At 40.0% G+C, this 19,091-nt stretch carries 12 protein-coding genes; 3 read left to right on the forward strand and 9 right to left on the reverse strand.

What is annotated here, in order from left to right; all coding sequences use genetic code 11:
* The 4 genes from BP861_RS06345 to BP861_RS06360 all read right to left on the reverse strand — a co-directional run.
* Positions 1-2,672 (reverse strand): NosD domain-containing protein (locus BP861_RS06345; protein ID WP_292373630.1); only part of this gene is annotated, 2,672 nt, incomplete at its 3' end.
* Positions 2,673-3,470: 798 nt separating this feature from the next.
* The gene (locus BP861_RS06350; protein ID WP_292373632.1) at positions 3,471-5,051 is read right to left on the reverse strand and encodes a histone deacetylase family protein; all 1,581 of its coding nucleotides are present in this window, start codon (positions 5,049-5,051) and stop codon (positions 3,471-3,473) included.
* Positions 5,048-6,760: a hydantoinase/oxoprolinase family protein gene (locus BP861_RS06355; protein WP_292373634.1), complete on the reverse strand. Its 1,713-nt coding sequence runs from the start codon at positions 6,758-6,760 to the stop codon at positions 5,048-5,050. The genes BP861_RS06350 and BP861_RS06355 overlap by 4 nt, the downstream gene beginning before the upstream one ends.
* Positions 6,761-7,361: 601 nt before the next feature.
* Positions 7,362-9,998 carry a PAS domain S-box protein gene (locus BP861_RS06360; protein ID WP_292373636.1) on the reverse strand — a complete coding sequence of 879 codons (2,637 nt, stop codon included), beginning with the start codon at positions 9,996-9,998 and terminating at the stop codon, positions 7,362-7,364.
* A 364-nt stretch (positions 9,999-10,362) separates the two neighbouring features.
* Here BP861_RS06360 and BP861_RS06365 point away from each other — a divergent pair, with 364 nt between their 5' ends.
* Positions 10,363-10,539 (forward strand): hypothetical protein, encoded by a 177-nt coding sequence (locus tag BP861_RS06365; protein WP_292373637.1) that lies wholly within the window; start codon positions 10,363-10,365, stop codon positions 10,537-10,539.
* A 27-nt stretch (positions 10,540-10,566) separates the two neighbouring features.
* Here the strand turns inward: BP861_RS06365 and BP861_RS06370 are convergent, their stop codons facing one another.
* Together BP861_RS06370 and BP861_RS06375 are read right to left on the reverse strand one after the other, a co-directional pair.
* Positions 10,567-10,719: a rubredoxin gene (locus tag BP861_RS06370; RefSeq protein ID WP_292373639.1), complete on the reverse strand. Its 153-nt coding sequence runs from the start codon at positions 10,717-10,719 to the stop codon at positions 10,567-10,569.
* A gap of 115 nt (positions 10,720-10,834) precedes the next feature.
* The gene (locus BP861_RS06375) at positions 10,835-12,085 is read right to left on the reverse strand and encodes a geranylgeranyl reductase family protein (RefSeq protein ID WP_292373641.1); all 1,251 of its coding nucleotides are present in this window, start codon (positions 12,083-12,085) and stop codon (positions 10,835-10,837) included.
* A gap of 495 nt (positions 12,086-12,580) precedes the next feature.
* On the opposite strand from BP861_RS06375, the gene BP861_RS06380 reads away from it, so the two are divergent.
* Positions 12,581-14,905 carry a phosphoadenosine phosphosulfate reductase family protein gene (locus BP861_RS06380; RefSeq protein WP_292373642.1) on the forward strand — a complete coding sequence of 775 codons (2,325 nt, stop codon included), beginning with the start codon at positions 12,581-12,583 and terminating at the stop codon, positions 14,903-14,905.
* A 166-nt stretch (positions 14,906-15,071) separates the two neighbouring features.
* Here the strand turns inward: BP861_RS06380 and BP861_RS06385 are convergent, their stop codons facing one another.
* Positions 15,072-15,830 (reverse strand): hypothetical protein, encoded by a 759-nt coding sequence (locus tag BP861_RS06385; protein WP_292373644.1) that lies wholly within the window; start codon positions 15,828-15,830, stop codon positions 15,072-15,074.
* A 536-nt stretch (positions 15,831-16,366) separates the two neighbouring features.
* Between BP861_RS06385 and BP861_RS15990 the strand changes: the two genes are divergently transcribed.
* A complete protein-coding gene (locus BP861_RS15990; RefSeq protein WP_349681005.1) occupies positions 16,367-16,675 on the forward strand; it encodes a phosphoadenosine phosphosulfate reductase family protein in 309 nt (102 codons plus the stop codon).
* 136 nt (positions 16,676-16,811) lie between these two features.
* On the opposite strand, the gene BP861_RS06395 is transcribed toward BP861_RS15990, so the two are convergent.
* Both BP861_RS06395 and BP861_RS06400 read right to left on the reverse strand, forming a co-directional pair.
* On the reverse strand, positions 16,812-17,588 hold the full coding sequence (locus tag BP861_RS06395) for a hypothetical protein (RefSeq protein ID WP_292373646.1): 777 nt from the start codon (positions 17,586-17,588) through the stop codon (positions 16,812-16,814).
* 208 nt (positions 17,589-17,796) lie between these two features.
* A complete protein-coding gene (locus tag BP861_RS06400) occupies positions 17,797-18,900 on the reverse strand; it encodes a hypothetical protein (RefSeq protein ID WP_292373648.1) in 1,104 nt (367 codons plus the stop codon).
* Between the last annotated feature and the right edge of the window lie 191 nt (positions 18,901-19,091).

Here is a 19,091-nt window from a genome sequence, read left to right on the forward strand (position 1 = left end):
TTCAGCTGCTCGGCAATGGTTGTAATCTTGCCTGCGCTCTTCTTTGCATCAAAGCTGACATATACAACGCAGGTTGCGTTCTTTGCGAAATCAAACTTGGCAGGAGTTCCACTCGTAACCCGTACCTGGGAAAGTTCCTTTACTTCTACGTTTCTCGCAGGTTCAGGGGAACCACCGCCACCACCGCCGCCACCACCGCCGCCACTACGGTGGCCGCCTCCGTTGCTTGAACTGCCTTTTTCTGTAACAGATATTGTAGCAGGTTTTGCTTGCGAAGTGCCGTTTTCATTGATAGCGGTTAAACTAACAGGATAGGTTCCAGGATTAGTGAACACATAAACAATACTTGGATTCGTAGACTCAATAGTTCCGTCATTGCCAATATCCCAGTTCCTTGAAGTTGCATTTTGCGATTTGTCCGTAAGCAGGACCGAAAGAGGAGCATAGCCACTCGTTACATTAGCGCTGAAGTCTGCAACAGGATAGATTAAAAATTTCTCTACAACTATTTGCATAGTTTTTGAGGAATTATCATTTTTGTTACTTGCTGTCAGAGTGACAGTATAAGTTCCCGGCTTCTCGTACACGTGGACAAAGCTTTTATTGGTATTGTTCGGGCTTTTGTCACCAAGATCCCAGATTATCGATGTTGCGTCCTGTGAGCGATCCGTAAACTGAACCGCTAGAGGGGCAATACCTTTTGTGGTGTTGACATCGAAGTTTGCGGTAGGCAGCACCACACGTATCAGCGGATAGTTGTCTGTAATATTTCCATTGACTGAGGAAACGATACCATTGCTTGAAACGAAGGGGACATTAATATCAATAATACCGTCATCGTTTTCGTCAGAGTTAGACATATTTTCTGAGAATCCCATCCCTGCCGGGGTTCCCCAGAAGTTTCCTCCAATGGTTTTTCCACCCATAACATTTTTACCTGCTTTCTTTTCGATGTACCAAGTGCTTCTGTTATTTCTTATTTTTCCATTACTTTCAATATTATTGAAATAGTTATCATAAGCCTTATTTCCATAGCTTCTGGGACACATGTAAATTCCGTTACCGTTTAAACTAACGTTATTGCCTGAAATTTCATTGTTCTCAGAGGAGTCAAGAGTAATGCCTTCTCCATTTCCATAAGCTACATTATTGTAAAGGGTTGCATTACTGGAAACCGTGAGATATAATCCAGAATCAGTGCAATCAGTAACTGTATTTTTAGAAATCGTGTTATTTAATGACCCGGAAAGGGTGATACCCATTTTATTTTTCTGCGCCGTATTGTTGATCAGGTCACTGTTATTGGAACTTGTCACATAGACTCCATTCCTACCGTTCAGATTTGCAATGTTGTCGGTAACATCATTATCACTTGAATTTTCAAGAAGAATACCGTCAGCTCCGATGCCACCATTACCAGTGTTAGAATTTGCAGTGTTGCCTGAAAGTGTGTTCCTGCTAGACAATGAACTTACATAAATGCCTCTAGCGTTCTTGGATGCACTGTTGTTGAACACTTTATTATTGCTTGAATTGTCCAGAATGATACCCTGGTTGATGTTCAAATTTGCTTCGTTGTTTTCAACAATGTTATCCCTGACTCTATATAGACTAATACCGGAACCTCTGTTTGAATTTGCTTTATTGCCCGAAACTGTGTTCCCGCTGGATCCCAGAGTTATGTAAAGGCCTATACTATTGTTATATGCAGTATTGCCGGTCAGTTTGTTATTGTGAGAAGACCTTACAGCTATTCCGTATTGGCTGCTTGAAACCGTATTACTTATCAGATTGTTGTAGCTTGTGTTATCCAGCATAATATCGTGTTGACTGCTGAAATCTACGGTGTTACCTGAAACTACATTGTTACGTGAGATGGCACCTGAAATTATATTCTCAGGAGATGTTACTAGGTTAATTCCATTGGTTCCATTGTATACTTTATTACCTCTCAGGACATTGTTACTTGAATCCGAAAGAGAAATTCCATATCTTGCATTTGATTTTACTATATTGTTTTCGAAGGTATTATTGTTTGATGCTTTTTCAAGAACTATACTGTCGTTAGTACTCTGGCTTATAGAATTTCTTGAGACAGTACTAAGCCTGGATCCGGAAAGATAAATCCCAAACCTATGATTTGAAACCGTGTTGCTCGAAACAGCGGTTAAATCGGATCCCTCAATGTTAATTCCTCTACCAGTTCCAACTCCACTTGTTTTGATAGCTGTATTGCTGCGTATAGTAGTATTCAAGGAAGACCGTACATATACTCCCATTGCATCATTTAAAAATTTGTTATGCTCAATGGTTGCATTATTGCAGCTACGTAGATAAATTCCTGATAAATCTGTTGCAGCTCCGCTGATCGTGAACCCTTTTATTACTAAATTGGGTACTGAGCTAGCAGATATCACACTTTTATTTGTGTTATTGGAAACAATTATCGTTTCATTAGTTATTGTTTTATCAATCTCCGACGCTGCGATAAGTACCAGATTACTATTTTTAGTAATCTCAATATTTTCAGCATAGGTTCCCGGGTATACGATAATCGTATCACCATCAAGGTTTGCACTGTTCACGGCGGCTTGGATTGAACCTCCTGGATGAACCTCAGCCGCTGCTCCAATGTAGGAGCTTAGCGTGAATATTAAAAAGGTTAGTAACAAAAGTTTTACTCTGTTTATTTCATATTCCTCCCTACAGGTAAAAGAAATTAGAAATATAACTTTCTTAAATTAATTAGAATCTAATTACAAATACAATATAAACATGTCGGTTTTAATTACTATTTATATGAATATAATAAAAATAATGAAAAATTGGAATTTCAAAATGATGCCATAGCTTACCGGAATCCTCTCTTGATTTCTACCCCTTATCTCCCTTTATTTTCCAATATTTTTTTTGTTTATATAAGACAAAAATAAGTTAACGCTGACTACATTTCGTTTCTCCTTAACCTACCTGACTGCTGGCATAATGATAGAATATGTATTTTTAGCTCCTTTCAGGCCATTCATTTACGTTTTTAATTTTCATTGAACCTACGAAAAACCTGATTCTTTGAGTCTCAAGGGTAAAATTAATATATTTAGTAAGTTTCTCTAAAAAGTAGTGTCTTCTTTACAAATTATATCATAAAAAATATGTATATATTCCTCTGTTTTCTCATTCATAAAGAATACAGACAAAAAGCGCTATAGTCTTGTACACGATGCTTAACGGTGCTCAGACGTTATCCTATAGCTATCTCAGATGTTGTCCTATAGCTATTGGAGAAATATGTAGGCTGAAATCCATTTTATACCCGGATAATAGCTAAATTAAGAAAGATGAAAAAGAAGAACGAAAAAGAGGAAGAAAAAAGAGAAAGAAATACAAAAAAGAAATGCAAAAAAATAAAATGAAGAAAAAAGACCTATATATCTTTTAATATTCTTCTACTTAAAAAGTCTTTTTTGGTCTCAATAAACTGTTTCCTGCTTTGTCCTCATATTATATGCTCTATATTCGTCTTCTTTTTTATCCTGTAGGTAGACGTACTCGTATTCCGGATGATTTAGACTTTTCCTGTACTCTTCCTTGGCTTCAGCCTGACAGTTCTCACAGGCATAGATCGGAATTGAAACCCCGAAGATCCGGGTATCATCTCCACTTCTATGGGCATGGGAGTCTATGGTTTTGTATCCCTGGCAGTCAGGGCACATCCGTATCGTTTCTTCTTGGAACTCCTGAATCATATCTGTATCGTAAAAGATCTGCTTCTTCCGGCGGTAAAAGTCCCCGTGTTTTGCCACCTCAGACTCTACAAGCCTGTCTCTGTTTTTCCAGTTTTCAAGCTGGGCTGCAGCTACTTCTTCCAGGGTCTTTCTATCTCTTGCAGCTTGGACAAACATGCCTGGCTTAAAGTCAGGTTCCCTTACGCAGGAATAATCAAGCCCTGCCATTGCAAGGATTATGCCTGTATTAACATAAGGCAGAGCACTCTGAATTGCATAACCTCCTTCAAGCACGGCCATATCAGGGGCAAGTTTCTCATTCAATTTCGCGTATCCCTGTGCGGAAAAGCGCATATTTGCGAGAGGGTCGGTATAATGGTTATCCTGTCCTGCAGAATTCAGGACAAGTTCGGGCTTGAAGTCCTTAAGAATCGGAAGCACCAGAGTATCGAGCACGTAAAGTATTCCTTCATCAGGGGTACCGGGCGGCAGGGGAATATTGATTGTCCTTCCAAGGGCTTTTGGGCCTCCCAATTCATTTATGAAACCCGTACCCGGGTAAAGGGTCCTTCCGTCCTGGTGGAAGGAGATAAAAAGCACATCCGGATCATTATAGAAAATTTCCTGGGTTCCATCCCCATGATGCACATCAGTATCCACAATTGCAACCCTGCGGATTCCGTATTTTTTCCTCAGGTACTCGACGAGGATAGCTTCGTTATTGATATTGCAAAATCCCCGGTTCCCATGTGCTACAGTCATTGCATGGTGGCCAGGCGGGCGGATAAGCGCAAAAGCGTTTTTGACCTCGGCTTTCATAAGGGCATCCCCAAGCACCAGGCAACTGCCTGCTGCGATCAGATGAGGGGTTGTAGCTTGGGCTTTTATATCAGGCACACAGAAGTGAACTCTAGCAATATCCCTGTACTCTGCAAGGCGGGGTTTATATTCGGCTATTTCTGGCAGGTCCATCAGGCCCTCTTCAAAGATCTGGTCTCTGGTATAGAGAAGGCGCTCTTCTCTTTCGGGATGGGTTGGCGAAATTGCCCAGTCAAAGGCAGGGAAGAAAATAAGTCCTGTCTTATCGGCTCCAGTGCGGTCTGCCGGGGATAATGGTTCTTTTTTCGGTTTCAGCCCTGTCTTTCTCAATTCCATTGTATTCCCTTCATTTCTCTCGGATATTTCAGGCTTATTTTCTTCATTTTTTATCGTCTGCATTTCTTCTTTCTCGGCTTTATTTCTCCCTTCGACATGCTTTTTCTCCCCTTCTCCAGAACATGAGCCGGTTTTCAGTGCATCCCTGAGTCTTCCGAGCCCCAGTTTCATACTTTTTCCCTCCTTTTCCATTCCGGAATCAGGCCTGCAGGAATCTGCATATTCACGTCAAAAAGTCGCCCTGTAGTATACCAGCCGTTGACGACATTGAAAACTTCACTATTAACAACCTCGGCTTCGTCCGCATACTCGGAGATTCCAAAGTTTTCCGCACGCTCCCTCAAGAGTTCTGCAGCCATGGCTTCAGCTTCATCGAGACGGATTTTATTGAAATTCCCAAAGTTTGTTGTGTTTAGACTGACAATCTCCCCCTCCTCGGCGACGGAGTAGACTTTCTGTTCAGTGTCAATGTGCAGGTTCAGAGTAAGTGTGGGCCTTGCAACAGCTGCCCCGATTGCATTTCCCACCTCGGCGTATTCGGGAATAACCGGCTTTGCATCAAGTTTTTTCGCAATCTCGGTAATAAGCCCTTTCGCCCCTCCTCCTATCCCGACCACATTCTCAGGTCTCGCCTTCTTTTCTTGCAAGACTTCCCATACCCTGTAAGCAGGTTCCTGTTCCCATTCAAAAAACATTTCATTGACTGCGTCAGCAATCCTCTGCGCAACTTTATCAACAATCAGGGATGCGGTTTCAGTTTCGGATTTTCCAAGGGCTGAAGCCATGGCTTTTATCGCCTCTACTGCACTTTCGGGGTTTCCTACCTCAATAAGCCCGAGGAATTTCAGAGCATCAGTCGGAGTAGTTTCTTTTCCTCCCATGCAGTAAGCCGGGCCTGCCCTATCAGGACCTATTGTTATCTGTTTTGTGCCGGCATCCGAGTCCCTAACCCTTACAACACTGTCTCCACCCACAGCTATCGAGCGGACTGCAAAGGCCCGGACATGTGTCAGGAAACCTCCAAGTTTTGCGCCTTTAGAAGCCATAAGGGGCTTGCCTGAAAGAATTAATGCAAGGTCTGTGGTAGTTCCTCCGATATCCACTACTACTGAGGTCTGTCCCTCCGGAGTAAGGGCAAGAGCTCCAATTGTACTGGCAGCAGGGCCCGAAAAGATAGTTTCCACAGGAAATTCTATTGATTTCTCAACCGGTAAAGTTCCTCCGTCGGCTTTTAGAATATACACTGGAGCTCGGATATTTCTCTCCTCAAGGGATTTCTTGATTTTCTCAACAAATTCCTGATAGTGTTCCCTTGTAGCAGAGGTAAGCATTGCAGTTGCTATCCTTCTTGGAAAATTCAGCTTTCCCGAAACCTTGTGACCAAGTTCAAGTTTACATTCCGGATAAATCTCTCTGAAGATCTCCTCTATCCTGAGTTCATGGAAAGGATTTCTCTGCCCGAATTTACTTATAATGGTTGCTCTCGAAAATCCTGATTCCCGGATCAAACCTACAGTTTTCCTGATCTCGGCTTCGTCAAGGGGATGAATTTCCCTTCCCCTGTAATCCATAGCCCCTTTCATAAAAAAGCTGTCAGGATATGTATAACTTGCCGGATTAATCCCAGGTCCCGGGATCAGAACCAAGGCTACACGGTCAGTTTTGCCTTCGGCGATAAGATTTGTTATCACGGTTGTACTGAATACCACCCTTTCCAGCTGCTCAGGATCAACATCTCTGCTTATTGCATCAAGGGCTTCAATTAAGGAATTCAGAAGATTTCCGGGCTCAGTGGAAACCTTGGCAGTACTGCATACTTTCCCATTTCGGATAAGCACTGCATCCGTGGTAGTGCCTCCGACATCAATTCCTATTAGCATTCACAATTCGCCTATCCTCGCTAAGTCTATTCTTTAGTCTCTTATTTTTATTTTATCAAATATCAATCGATAATTCTTATTTCATCAAATATTAATCGATATTAAATTTCAAAAATATCAGTTCCCAGCTGTATCAAAAATAATTTCCAGTTTCAGCTGATAACGAGTTCCAGATAAATCAAGTTTAGCTGGTATCAAGTTGCATATGAGTTCTTAGTATAGAAAGTTCTTAGTATCGAAGCTGTGTTATCTGATTCAATTTGTTATGTCAAGTCTCTGACAAAGTTTTGGTAAAACTTTTTTGAAAAAGTTTCCGTTTTTGATCAAACTTATTTAAAAAAATTTGATGCATAGGGATACTATTTCTAAGCTTATATGACTCTAAGCTTATATGACAAAAACTTTCTGAATTGAAAAATGCTTTTTATAAAAGATTGATTTTAGAATAAGTGAAAAGAGAATCAAATTAACAAAACCAGATCAAGTAAATCAAATTAAGAGAACCTTATTCAATTTCTTTTTTGAAAGCTCAATTTCTTTTTTGAAAGCGGAATTAATCGAAATGTAAGGTACGGGAGGCATTTTTTATATTTTTTTAGGATCATCCCTTATCCTCGAACCTGATAGTGTATTTTGTTTCTTTCCCTATTTCAAGCTCTATTGTTCCGTTAATCTGCTCAACGAGAGCTTTTACAAGCTGCAAACCTAGAGTTTTCGGATTTTTAAAATCTACTTTTTCCGAAAAACGAGTCCCGTTGTCTGAGTAGATGAGCGTAAACCTAGAGGACTTTTCTGTGCCTTTCTTTTCAATGTCTTCGCCTGTTTTTTGACATTCGTCTTCATTTCGGTAAAGGGAAATCCTGACCTTTCCTTCTTCACTTTTTGGAAAAGCATATTTAAGGGAGTTTGAGAAAAGTTCATTAATTATGATTCCCAGCGGAATTGCGGTATCAACTCCAAGAAGTGTACTGTCCACTTCAAGGATAAGCTTGACCTTCTCGTCTCCTATCTTATAAGAATGCAGAATGTCCGCAGTCAATTTCCTTAGGTATGCTGCAAAATCAATACTTTTCACATCCTTTGACTTATAGAGCTCTTCATGGATTATGGACATTGAAATTACACGGTTTTCGCTTTCCCTGAAGGCTTCAATAACCTCCTTATCTTTAAACTTGTCAGCCTGAAGGCTGAGCAGAGAGGAAACTATCTGAAGGTTATTCTTGATCCGATGGTGGATCTCCCTCATGCTGATTTTCTCGGCTTTCTCAAGAGTTTCCTCAGCTTTCTTCCTCTGGGTAATGTCATAGGCATATCCCTGGTAAGATATGTTTTCTCCTGAATCGTTGCAAACATTATGGATTAATTCATGGACCCACCTTACACTTCCATCCTTCCGCCTGAACTTGTACTCGTACTCTATAATTGAATTTGGAGATAATGCCATTTTTTTTCTATTTCTATCGAATATCGATCTGTCTTCCGGGGCAACTAGGTCAAGGAAACTTATTCTGCCTGAGAGAAATTCTTCTTCTGTATACTCGGTTATTTCTTCGAGGGCTCCTTCAAGAAAGAGGGGCTTAAGATTCCTGTCAAGTTTAAACGAAATTCCTTTGAAATTCTGTAAAAATGACCTATAGAGTTCTTCACTTTCCTTCAATTTTTCTGAGGACTGCTTAATTTCGGTAATGTCTACCATTGCCCCAAGAGCCCGGCACATGCGGTCTTCCTCATCTCTTAGAAATATTCCTTTATTTTTTACATAAAAATAGCTTCCATCTTTTCGCTTAAACCTGAATTCCTCATTGAACTTATCTCCTGTATTCCAGCAATTCTTCAATGATTGCTGCACTCTTCTATAATCTTCGGGGTGAATATGTTCAAGCCAATCATAAAAATCAAGATTCTCAATTTCTTTATTGCTATAACCTGTGAGCTCTTCAACTGCTCCTGCCCACTCAACATTGCCGTTTCTCAAATCAATTTCATATATTAGCTGCCCTGTCTGTTCTGCAATGAGGCGGTATCTTTCTTCACTTTTTCGCAACTTCTCTTCCATTTTTTTGCGCCCTGTAATGTCAAGCATTACCCCAATAAGCCCTTCTACAGTCCCGCAGAAGCTTTTGTATATGGCCTTATTAAAAATGAAGTCCCTTTTTAGCCCATCAGAGCACAATACTTTGGATTCGTAAACATGGTTTCCTCCTTTCTGGAAGAGCTGCCTGTCCATTCTTTCATAAACTTCATCAAGTTCTGAAGATTTTGTTCTGAAAAGGTCGTAAGTGGAGTGTCCAGCTATTTTTTCTTTTGAATTTCCGAAAATCATTTTTGCAAAAAGCTCGTTGCAGCCCTGATAAATGCCTTCTCTGTCCTTGTAGAACACGGGAGCCGGGATAGTGTCCAGTAGCGTTTCCAGGAAATACACTTTGTCTTGGAGTGCGGCTTCTACTTCTTTTCTTTGAATTGTAAATGAAAAGATTATTGCAACTGCATTTAAGAAACAAGTATCCTCTTCGGTAAATTTCTCCTTTCTCGTGCTGTGAGCTGTCAGTATTCCATATGGCTTTTCAATACTTCCTATGAGCACACTTATACCACTGATTATATCCTGACCTTCTTCAAGGCCCATTGTTCTAATGGAATTATTCCTATCCAGCTTTTCTAGCAGAATAGGTCGGCTTGAAAGTACGGTGTAGCCTGCTCTCGAAGCTGAATCTTTTTTAATGATCCTACCTGTATTCTCTAGCTTCCAGCCGATTCCTGTCTCATATATAAAATTTCCATCAGGTAAAAGTTTCAGGACGCTGCAGTATTCTGCGCCAAGAGTAGCGGCAATCATAGGCAGGGCTTGATAAAGCAGAGCTTGAAAATCCTGAATTTTGAAAGATAAAAAGGAAATCTGAGAAAGTACCTCATGCTCTCGTTTTCTTAAAAGCAGTTTCTCCTCGGTTTGCTTGAGAACAGTGATCTCAAATGCAGAGACGATCGTGCCTTCGGATGCAAGCAAGGGAGTAAAAACAATTGAATAAATTTTTCCGCCTGCTTTTAGTTCAGTCTGCGCGGGTTTCTTTCGAATTGCTACTCGCTTGGCGTCCTTCAGGATTTCAGCAGGAGCTTTTTCCCCAACCTGGCTTTTAATAGTTTCAAGTAGGGATATTCCGGCCTTATTTGCGTAAAGAACCGTTCCTTCTGTTCCAATTCTCAGGATAGGGTCAGGGCTATTTAAAAGAAATTCTCTCATCCAGTTTTCTTCGGTTTCTGCATCTGTACTGCTGTTCTGATTTATGCCAGGGTCACCTGTTCCTGATTCTATACCACTTTAGTAAATTTTTTGTCAACTTTAAAGGTTTTTGTGTCAGAGTTCAAATTTCAGGTTGATTTTTTAAGTACTATCCTATAACTATGTTTAAATTTCTTAACATATTAATATTCTGCTAATTTGCATTAAATTTATTATATATGTTCAAGGTAAAGATTTATTGAGTCCAGACAATTAACTATAAATATTTATAAAAAACCTGCTATCTTTGAATCTGCACTTTAACAAGATAAAGACAAGTATTGAAAGCTAGATTAAAGCTTAAATTTATAAAGAAGGTGTTTTTGTGGAAGATTTTAATTTACTCAAGAGAAAACTTGATGATATGAGCGTAAATGAGCTTTTTGAGTATGCGAAGGAAAATTACCCTGAAAATGAGGAGCTTTGGGTCGGGTCTAAAAAAATAATCATCAGAAAAATTCTTAACTTTGAAAGAAACAGGATGAGCGAAGAGAATTTTTAATATACACCATTTTTTGAAGGATTAGTATCAAATTTTGTTGAATTTCTCTTTAGGGGCTCCACATCTAGGGCATTTCCACGGCTTTGGGAGTCTTTGAAAAGGCGTATCCGGAGCTATGGATTGTGAGGAGTCCCCGTAATCAGGGTTGTAAAGGTATCCACATTTGTTGCATCTGTACATTCAAATCGTCCTGCTTATATAAGCCCCAGTTAATTTTAAAAAACCCATTCTATTTCTTTAAGCCGAAGCCGGCGAAATGAAAAAAGCCTGAATCTTAAGGGACTTTACTAGCATGTCAAAAGAGCGTTCTTAAGAAGGTTCCAAAAGCTTTCATAAGTCTTAAGGAATTTCCTGAAAACATTAGCTTTCTCAGAAGGATAGAAGGATGGTCCATGTCTCCATACTCGGTAATGGTGTTCAGAATCGAAGGAGTATTTAGTGAACCTATAAGGTCATTGAACTGCCTGTCTTCCAGCTTTCCGATGTAGTCATGAATTTTCATGCCTATCTCAAGTTCTTTTCCAAGGCCCTTTTGCCAGAGCTGGTCATATTCGGAAAGCCTCTCTGCTGAGGTATCTCCTTCAAGGGCAGCCTGTGCAGCAACCTTTCCAGCGATTTTTGCCGCAAAAGCTCCGGTATAGATTCCCCCTCCTGAAGTCGGCTTTGCCTGTCCGGCAGCATCACCAACTAGTAAAACTCCATCCGACGCTGTTTTCTCCTGAGGCCCTATAGGGATTCCTCCTACTACAAAATCAAGCATACCTCCTGAGTATCTAGCTTTTAAATGAGGATTGGAGCGAAGGAGTTTTTCAAGATATGAAAGAGGAGAGCAATCTTCCTGCCCATCTTTCCAGGCAAGTCCGGGTTCAAGTGCAAGCCCGATTCTTGAAATTTTTTCGTTAACAGGTACGGTCCAAGCAAAAAAACCGGGAGCAAAGGAACCTGGGAAAAGTTCTACAAAGTCACTATTTTCCGAAGCATATGGGGCTTCAATCTGGATTCCCGGAAGTACGCGGGCAGGTTTTTTAAGTCCAGCATAGCTGGCTATCCGGCTTTTTACGCCATCTGCCCCTATCACGACAGATGTGCAGATCGTTTCAGGTTTTCCGTTTCTGATTACTCTGAGTTTTATCTGAGGATTTTTTTGTCCTTCCTTTTCGAATTCCGCATCCTGTTTTTCTAATCCCACAGCCCTTGTCCTGAGAGAGAGTTCCACACCTTCCTCCGCAGCCATTACTGCAAGGGCGCGGTCGAAGTTCTTTCGCGAAACCACGTATGCCTTGGTCTGCTTTCCATCGATTGGCAGGCATTGCCCATCCGGAGCATGTACAAAGGCTCCGCGTACGGAATTGAACACAAACTCATCCGAGGGCTTGAGCTCGCATTCTGCAATCGCTCTGGTGCTCAAGAGTCCGGTACAGCCTACAGGCGACCCTATGAAAGCATGTTCTTCAATCATTAGAACCTTTGCTCCATTCATGGCCGCATAGCGAGCTGCAGTGGATCCCACAGGCCCGGCTCCAACTACAACAATATCATATTTCATACCGTGTTACCTTCGAGAATAAGCCCTTTCAATATCAGGAAGCTTAATATACTCATAATTCATAAATATAAGTAAAATTACAATTTTTGTATATAAAAATTGTAATTTCAGATAAACGTGATTTGCATAATATTAAACGTGATTTACAATAATATTATACTAAGTAAAATTATCTTTATTCTGACACGTGGATTTTGTTGATAAGAATGATCTTTTTACTATTATAATAATTTTTTTATCGTTTAACATGCCTTTTTGCCGGTAAGATTATTCTTTTTGAGTCAAACCGGTTCCTCACCGAGCTGACGAGTTTCTAATTAATCCAATTAATCTTGAGTAGTGCTTAAAATACCAGATGAACTATATATAGATCTAAAAAGCATTATACGCTTCACAATCTTGATATATTGATAAACGCACTCACCATGTGATTGAACCATAAAACTAAACTATCAAATATTTAACGATTTCTTCAAACCACTAATCAGGGTTTCTATGCAACAGAAAAAAGAAAAATTTCAGGATTCAGGCCTAAAGAAACCAGAAAAAAGTAATCAGGGAACAAAAAAAGCCCGGACTTCGGAGAAAAGAAATTTTCAAATTACGGATAAAAAAGCTTCCCAAGCTTCGGATAATAAAGCTTCAAGGACTTTAGATAATAAAACTCCAAGGACTTCGGGTCGAAGGGATTCTCAGGCCCAAAAAAACAGGGGAAAAAACAAATACACAGATTTTAAAGGAAAGCCTTCTGAGGGAAAGCACGCTTTCAGCAAGAGGTCTGGCTCTGAAAAAAATCCGGATTCAGTTTCCTCTAAGAAAAAGAACTTCCAGCGCTTTGAGTATGAAGACGATCATATTTTCTGGTGCGGAAAATGTAATCTGCCATTGATCGGGGAAAGATGTGGAAGATGCGGAAGCAAAGGGGAAGTCCTTCAGCTCTCCCAGCCTGCAGACGTCCGTTTTTGTTCCCCTTACGAGCGAGAAGTCCTGGACAGGCAGCTTTATTCAGCTTTTGGTTGCAATCCTCTGGGCGAGAAACTTATTCTTCTAAATAAAATTCCTGGTGAGGATAAAACCGACGAAGTGCTCGTAGATGGCTTTATTTTCGGATTTCTTCGGTTTGAACTTTCGGAAATGGATTACAGTTTTGAACCTTCGCTCCAGGGCGCAAAAATTCTCCTGAAATACGCTGAAGACAGGAAAGTCGAACTTAAGAAAACAAACCGGCACCTTAACGGAAAAAGTGTGGCAGCAGAATCAATTGAGGCCTTTGATAGCAATATAAAAGCTGGAGATTTTGTCCTTGTTACCGCAGGAAGCCTTACAGGCTATGGGGTTTCTTTAATTGACGGCGTGGACTTTCTTAACATTAAAACCCCGTCTGAGCCTGAGAACCTAACTGAATCAGAAGCTTCAACTGGAGCCGAGATAAAAGTTCTTAGGATCAGAAAGGTTGACAGCAGTGAAGCTTCGCTTCGTCCTGAGACTCCGGATCTTGAGGCATGCATAGAGGCCAACAAGAAACACCTCCAGGTGCTTGGGAAAAACGCAATCAATACTATTCGCGGGATTATTTCCAGGAAAGAATACCAAGATCTGCCTGTCTATGTTTCTTTCAGCGGTGGAAAAGACAGTCTTGTGGTGCTTGACTTGGCTCGGTCTTCCCTTAAGCAGAGGGAACTCAAAGCTTTCTTCCTGAATACCGGAATTGAGTTTCCAGAAACTGTCGAGTTTGTGCGAAGCTTTTGCCGGGAAAGAGAGATTCCACTCACCGAGGCAAGTGCAGGCTCCGCTTTTCGGGAACAGGTAGGAAAATTAGGGCCTCCTGCAAAGGATTTCCGCTGGTGCTGCAAGGTCTGCAAGCTGGCATCGGCAGGAGACTTCGAGACAGGAAAAGGAGACTCCTCTCGAAAAGGAGACAGTGGCGTGGCTTACCTTACAATAGACGGTAAGCGAAAGCACGAGTCTTTCTCAAGGGCAAGGATTGCAGCAAGCGAAACAAACCCATTTGTCCCTGCCCAGCTCAATATCTTCCCTATAAGAGATTGGAAGGCAATTGAGGTGTGGCTTTACATACACTGGAGACAGCTTCCCTACAATCCTCTCTATGACCTTGGTTTTGAAAGGGTGGGATGCTGGCTTTGCCCGTCTGCTCTTGCTGCTGAGTACATCAGGGTAAAAGACCTGCACCCTGAAATGTACGCGAAGTGGAACGCTTTCCTGCTGGAATGGGCGAAATCCAGAGGGCTTTCTGAAAAATTTATAGAGCATGGGTTCTGGCGCTGGAAGGAACTGCCTCCCAAAATGCTCAGGCTGGCTGATGAGCTTGGGATTTCCGTGCTTCCAAGAGAAAATGCTGAGAACTTTGAAATTGAAGTCGTATCAGGAATTTCTCCCTGCCGGGCAGGCGGCTATTCAATAGAAGCAGCAGTGAAAGGCATAAGGGAAAAAGAGGCTGCAGGTTTCATCAGTGTCCTCGGAAATACGGTTTATGCGGAAGACCTGGGGATGCTGCTAGTTAAAACCGGAACCGGAACTGTAAAGTTTTTTTCGAATGGGAATCTGCTTGCAAGTTCGGAAACAAAAGAAAAAGCGGTTTTGCTTTTTAAGGAGGCGGCAAAGCAATTTACAAGGCTTTCTCGTTGTACCGGCTGCGGGATCTGTGTAAAAGCATGCCCGGTCGGCGCAGCCTCTCTCGATGGAAAAAATCCGCATGTAAGCGAGGCCTGCATCAGATGTGGAAAATGTACAGAGTCCTGTGTGGTGACCAGATACTTTGATAAACTCGTACCTAATCTGGATAAAAGGTTGAAAGTATAAAATGACCAGGAGCCTAGATATTAACCTATATAATATTTTTTTAACTCCTATACTATTTTTTTAAAAAATTCCTGACTATATTTATAGGACTTATGCACTTGAAGTACAAAATCAAGCAAATTCAACTCTGTGATTGGTTTAGTGTTTTTTAATTAGCCAACTAATCTTAGAATTTTTCCGTAGAAATTCTAACTACTTTATCTAACACCCTATGATAGTGCACTATATACAAGATACCTAGTATAGGCATCAACAGGAAGAGTCCCATCAGTTGTATGTTTGAGACTATCTCAGACCAGAAAAATTGAATCATAAGCTCATCGATTAATCCCAGCCTCATCTTAACTGTCTGCACAATTATCGGAATAGCAATACAAAGAAGTGGTAATAAAGCAATTAGTTTCATCTCTTTTGTAATTTTTGTCTTGTCGTAATCTACCGAAGGCAATAAGTAAATGAACAGACTAGCCGGAAGAATGACAATATAGAATATAGCATCAGGCAGCTGGTTATACGGAAAACCCATATAAAATATTTTACCAGTTATAGGATAGATTACAGTTTCCACTAGTTTCCGAATTGGAAAGAGCAAGGCATAAAGCAATGAATCAGGATGAGATCCGTAGTTCATAACTCTAGTATATCCAGCCACAGCTGTTATAGTCTGATACGCACCAGCAATTAATAAAGGTACACAGCACAAAACCTTTCTGACATCATTCTTGTTCTGAACAATATTCTGTCCAATAGAAACTATCGGTACAAAAAACAGAACAAACAATCCTGGCGTCATCACCAAGGCGACTATATCTCCAAAGATTGTTAAAAGAAAAACAGCAAACCATATATAATGCAGAAAGAAAAGAAAAGACTCTAAAGGCATTATCTTCTTAACTTTTATGATGAATCGGTCAATAAAATCCATTTAGATTACCGTTTGCTTTTGCTCTAAAGTAGTATCGAGTTTACTTATTATAAATTTATAATGAACTGAAAAATTTACCTTTTATCAATAATCTTTTATCAATAATCTTGCTTGAGCGCTGTTTTTAAATCCGCTTTCTGCAGTAAAATTTCAGTTTTCACAATTTTTGTTGTTATCAATTAAACGTAAATTTATTGAACTTTTGTGCAGGAATTAAAGGTGAATGTGTGTGAATTTAGAGACCAAAAAACGATAGCATTCAATTTTCACCGAGTTACATTTAGAGTTTAGGTCGTTTTAATATATTTCAAAAACACTATCTGAAAACCAACCATACAGATTTAATGCACCAATAAACACGACACGTGATTATAAAAAATTTTCCAATGTGTCATATCAATTTCATAAACAATGATGAATAAAGCCAGAAGAATAGGAAGTAAAACAAAAAACACCTTCAGGTGCTTGGGAAATATGCAATTAACACTATTCACGGGATTATTTCCAAGAACGAATACTGAGACCTGCCTGTCTATGTGTTCTTCAGTGGCGGAAAAGACAGTCTTGTAGTGCTTGACTTAACACGGGCATCCCTTAAGCAAAGAGAACTCAAAGCTTTTTTCCTGAACATTGTGATTGAGTTTCCGGAAGCGGTCGAGTTTTGTACAAAGCTGCGCGGGATCTGTGTAAAAGCCTGTCAGGTAGGAGCAGCCTTTCTAGAAGGAAAAACTCCGCATGTAAGCGAGGTCTGCATCAGATGTGGAAAATGTACAGAGTCCTGTGTGGTAACCCGATATTTTGATAAACTCGTACCTAACCTGAATCAAAGGTTAAGGTGTGATTGATCAAAAGTCTGGATATTAACCTCTACCTTATTTTAAAAGTCTCGGATTATAGTTATGGGACTTATGCACTTGAAGTACAAAATCAAGCAAGTTCAACTCTGTGATTGGTTTAGTGTTTTTAACTCGCCAATTCATCTTAGAATTTCTCCGTAGAAATTCTAACCACTCTGTGATAGTGTCTTATATATAAGATACTTAGTGCAGGCATCATCAGAAAGAATCCCATTAATTTTATGTTTGATATTATCTCAGACCAGAAAAATTGAATCATGAGCTCGTTGATCAATCCAAGCCTCATCTTAACTGTCTGCACGATTATCGGAATAGCAATACAAAGAAGTGGTAACAAAGCAATTAGTTTCATCTCTTTTGTGATCTTTCTCCTGTCATAATCTATCGAAGGCAATAAGTAAATAAGCAAACTGATCGGAAAAATAATAACGTAAGCTATAAATTGAGGCAACTGGTTATAAGGAAAGCCCATATAAAATATTTTATCAGTTGTAGGATAAATTACAGTTTCCGCCAGCTTCTGAATTGGAAGTAGCAAAGCATAAACCAAAGAGTCCGGATGAGATTCATAGAGCATAAATTTAGTATATCCAAACACAACTACTATAGTTTGATATACAGCAGCTATTAGTAAAGGTACGCAGCACAAAACCTTTCTAATATCCTTCTTGCTCTGAACAACATTCTGGCTAATAGAGACTATAGGTACGAAAAACAGAGCAAACATCCCTAGCGTTATCACCAAGGCGACTATGTCTAGACCAAAGATAATTCCTGACCCTATCGATATGCCCAATGTTGAAACAAAAATAGCAAGCCATATATGTTGCATAATGAAAAGAAGAGCCTCAAAAGGCATTTTCCCCTTAACTTTTAAAATGAAATGACTAATAGAATCCACTTAGATCACCATTTGCTTTTGATCTATAGTAATATAATATAGTAATATTTTAATTACCTATTATAATTTTTGCAACTGTATTTATAGTTTGCCTGTTATCAATCACCGTTTTTTTGGATTTAACACATACAGGAAAAATAGTAGTAAAAAAGAGATGCCTTCAAAGGCATCTACTTAAACATAAACACGATTTCAGATTATGTCAACTTTACATGATGTAATCATACAATCCATGGTTATATTTTGCAGTTTGTCGGACACACTGAGCGGTATAGTATCCAACAGTTGCATCAGAAACAAATGTCTGAGGGTTATCATTCACTTTATTCCAAATATAATCAAAGTACGGAGCACTAAAATCGGCATTATCTTTAGCTGCCTGTTCTGGATCAGTCACGGTAATAGATTGAGTATTGCCACTGACATAGCCACCAAAATTATAACCAGTATTCCACCGATCATAGATGTATATTTCATACAGATCATGATTCTGACTGCTGAACAGACTATCCACAAAATCCCCAATCTGATTAACTGCTCCAGCTGAATGGAATGGATTGCCAGTATCCGACAAATAGTGACTGGCAAGTCCAAAATCTTGATGTGCTTGCACCAGCATTCCATTATCAACCCAGATTTGCGCAGTACCAGCATAACCATCACATCTACCTGGTGCACCTCCTAGATTCCAATCAGCGTCCCAGTAATGATTATAGTACCGATATCCTGGAAGCTCAAACCAAGAATCATCTGGGTCGTCAGCTGCATCTCTAGCATAATTTCTATAAGCAGACCCATCACAAGCATAATAAGCAAAATCTGGATGACATTTACCTGGTGACCACATTATCCTAACAACTGGATGTTCCCTTAAAGCCTCTTCTTCAATCATTGGACCCAACTCACTCATGAAAGCATAGTCGTCCTTTGTGATCTTATCCGGATACCTATCCCATATGTCTTGCAGTCCAGCTTTATACCTCTCTTTCTCAGTCTCAGAAACATTGAAGTTATCAATATATTCCATTTTAATGGCTTGACTTTCAGGATCAGTAGCAGCAAAAGCAAGTCCTCTAAATGGCATACGTTTAACTACATCCGGCAAAGAAGCCTGCAGCGCCAAGTAATCTTCAATTTTCTGCATTCCTTCCTCACCCAGCTTAGCCTCCAAAGCTTCTATCTTTAACTGAGCATCATCTTCAACTTGGGTGGTTTGCTGTTCTTCGGTCGAAGCCATTGCTGATGGTATCAAACATAGACACAATGCCATAGCAATACACAGCACTAATGTTCCATCTTTACTATTTATCATCCTTTCTTTCTCCAAATCCAACCATACAGATTGAATACACCAATAAATACGATCTGCAACTATAAAAAAAAATTCTACACGTTATATGCATCTCATAAACCATGAATAAAGCCAGAAGAATAGGAAGTAAAACCAAAATACCTCCAGGTGCTTGAAAAAACGCAATCAATACTATTCGCGGGATTATTTCC

It is taken from the genome of Methanosarcina sp. UBA411 (assembly GCF_002495725.1).
In the GTDB taxonomy this organism is placed as follows: domain Archaea; phylum Halobacteriota; class Methanosarcinia; order Methanosarcinales; family Methanosarcinaceae; genus Methanosarcina.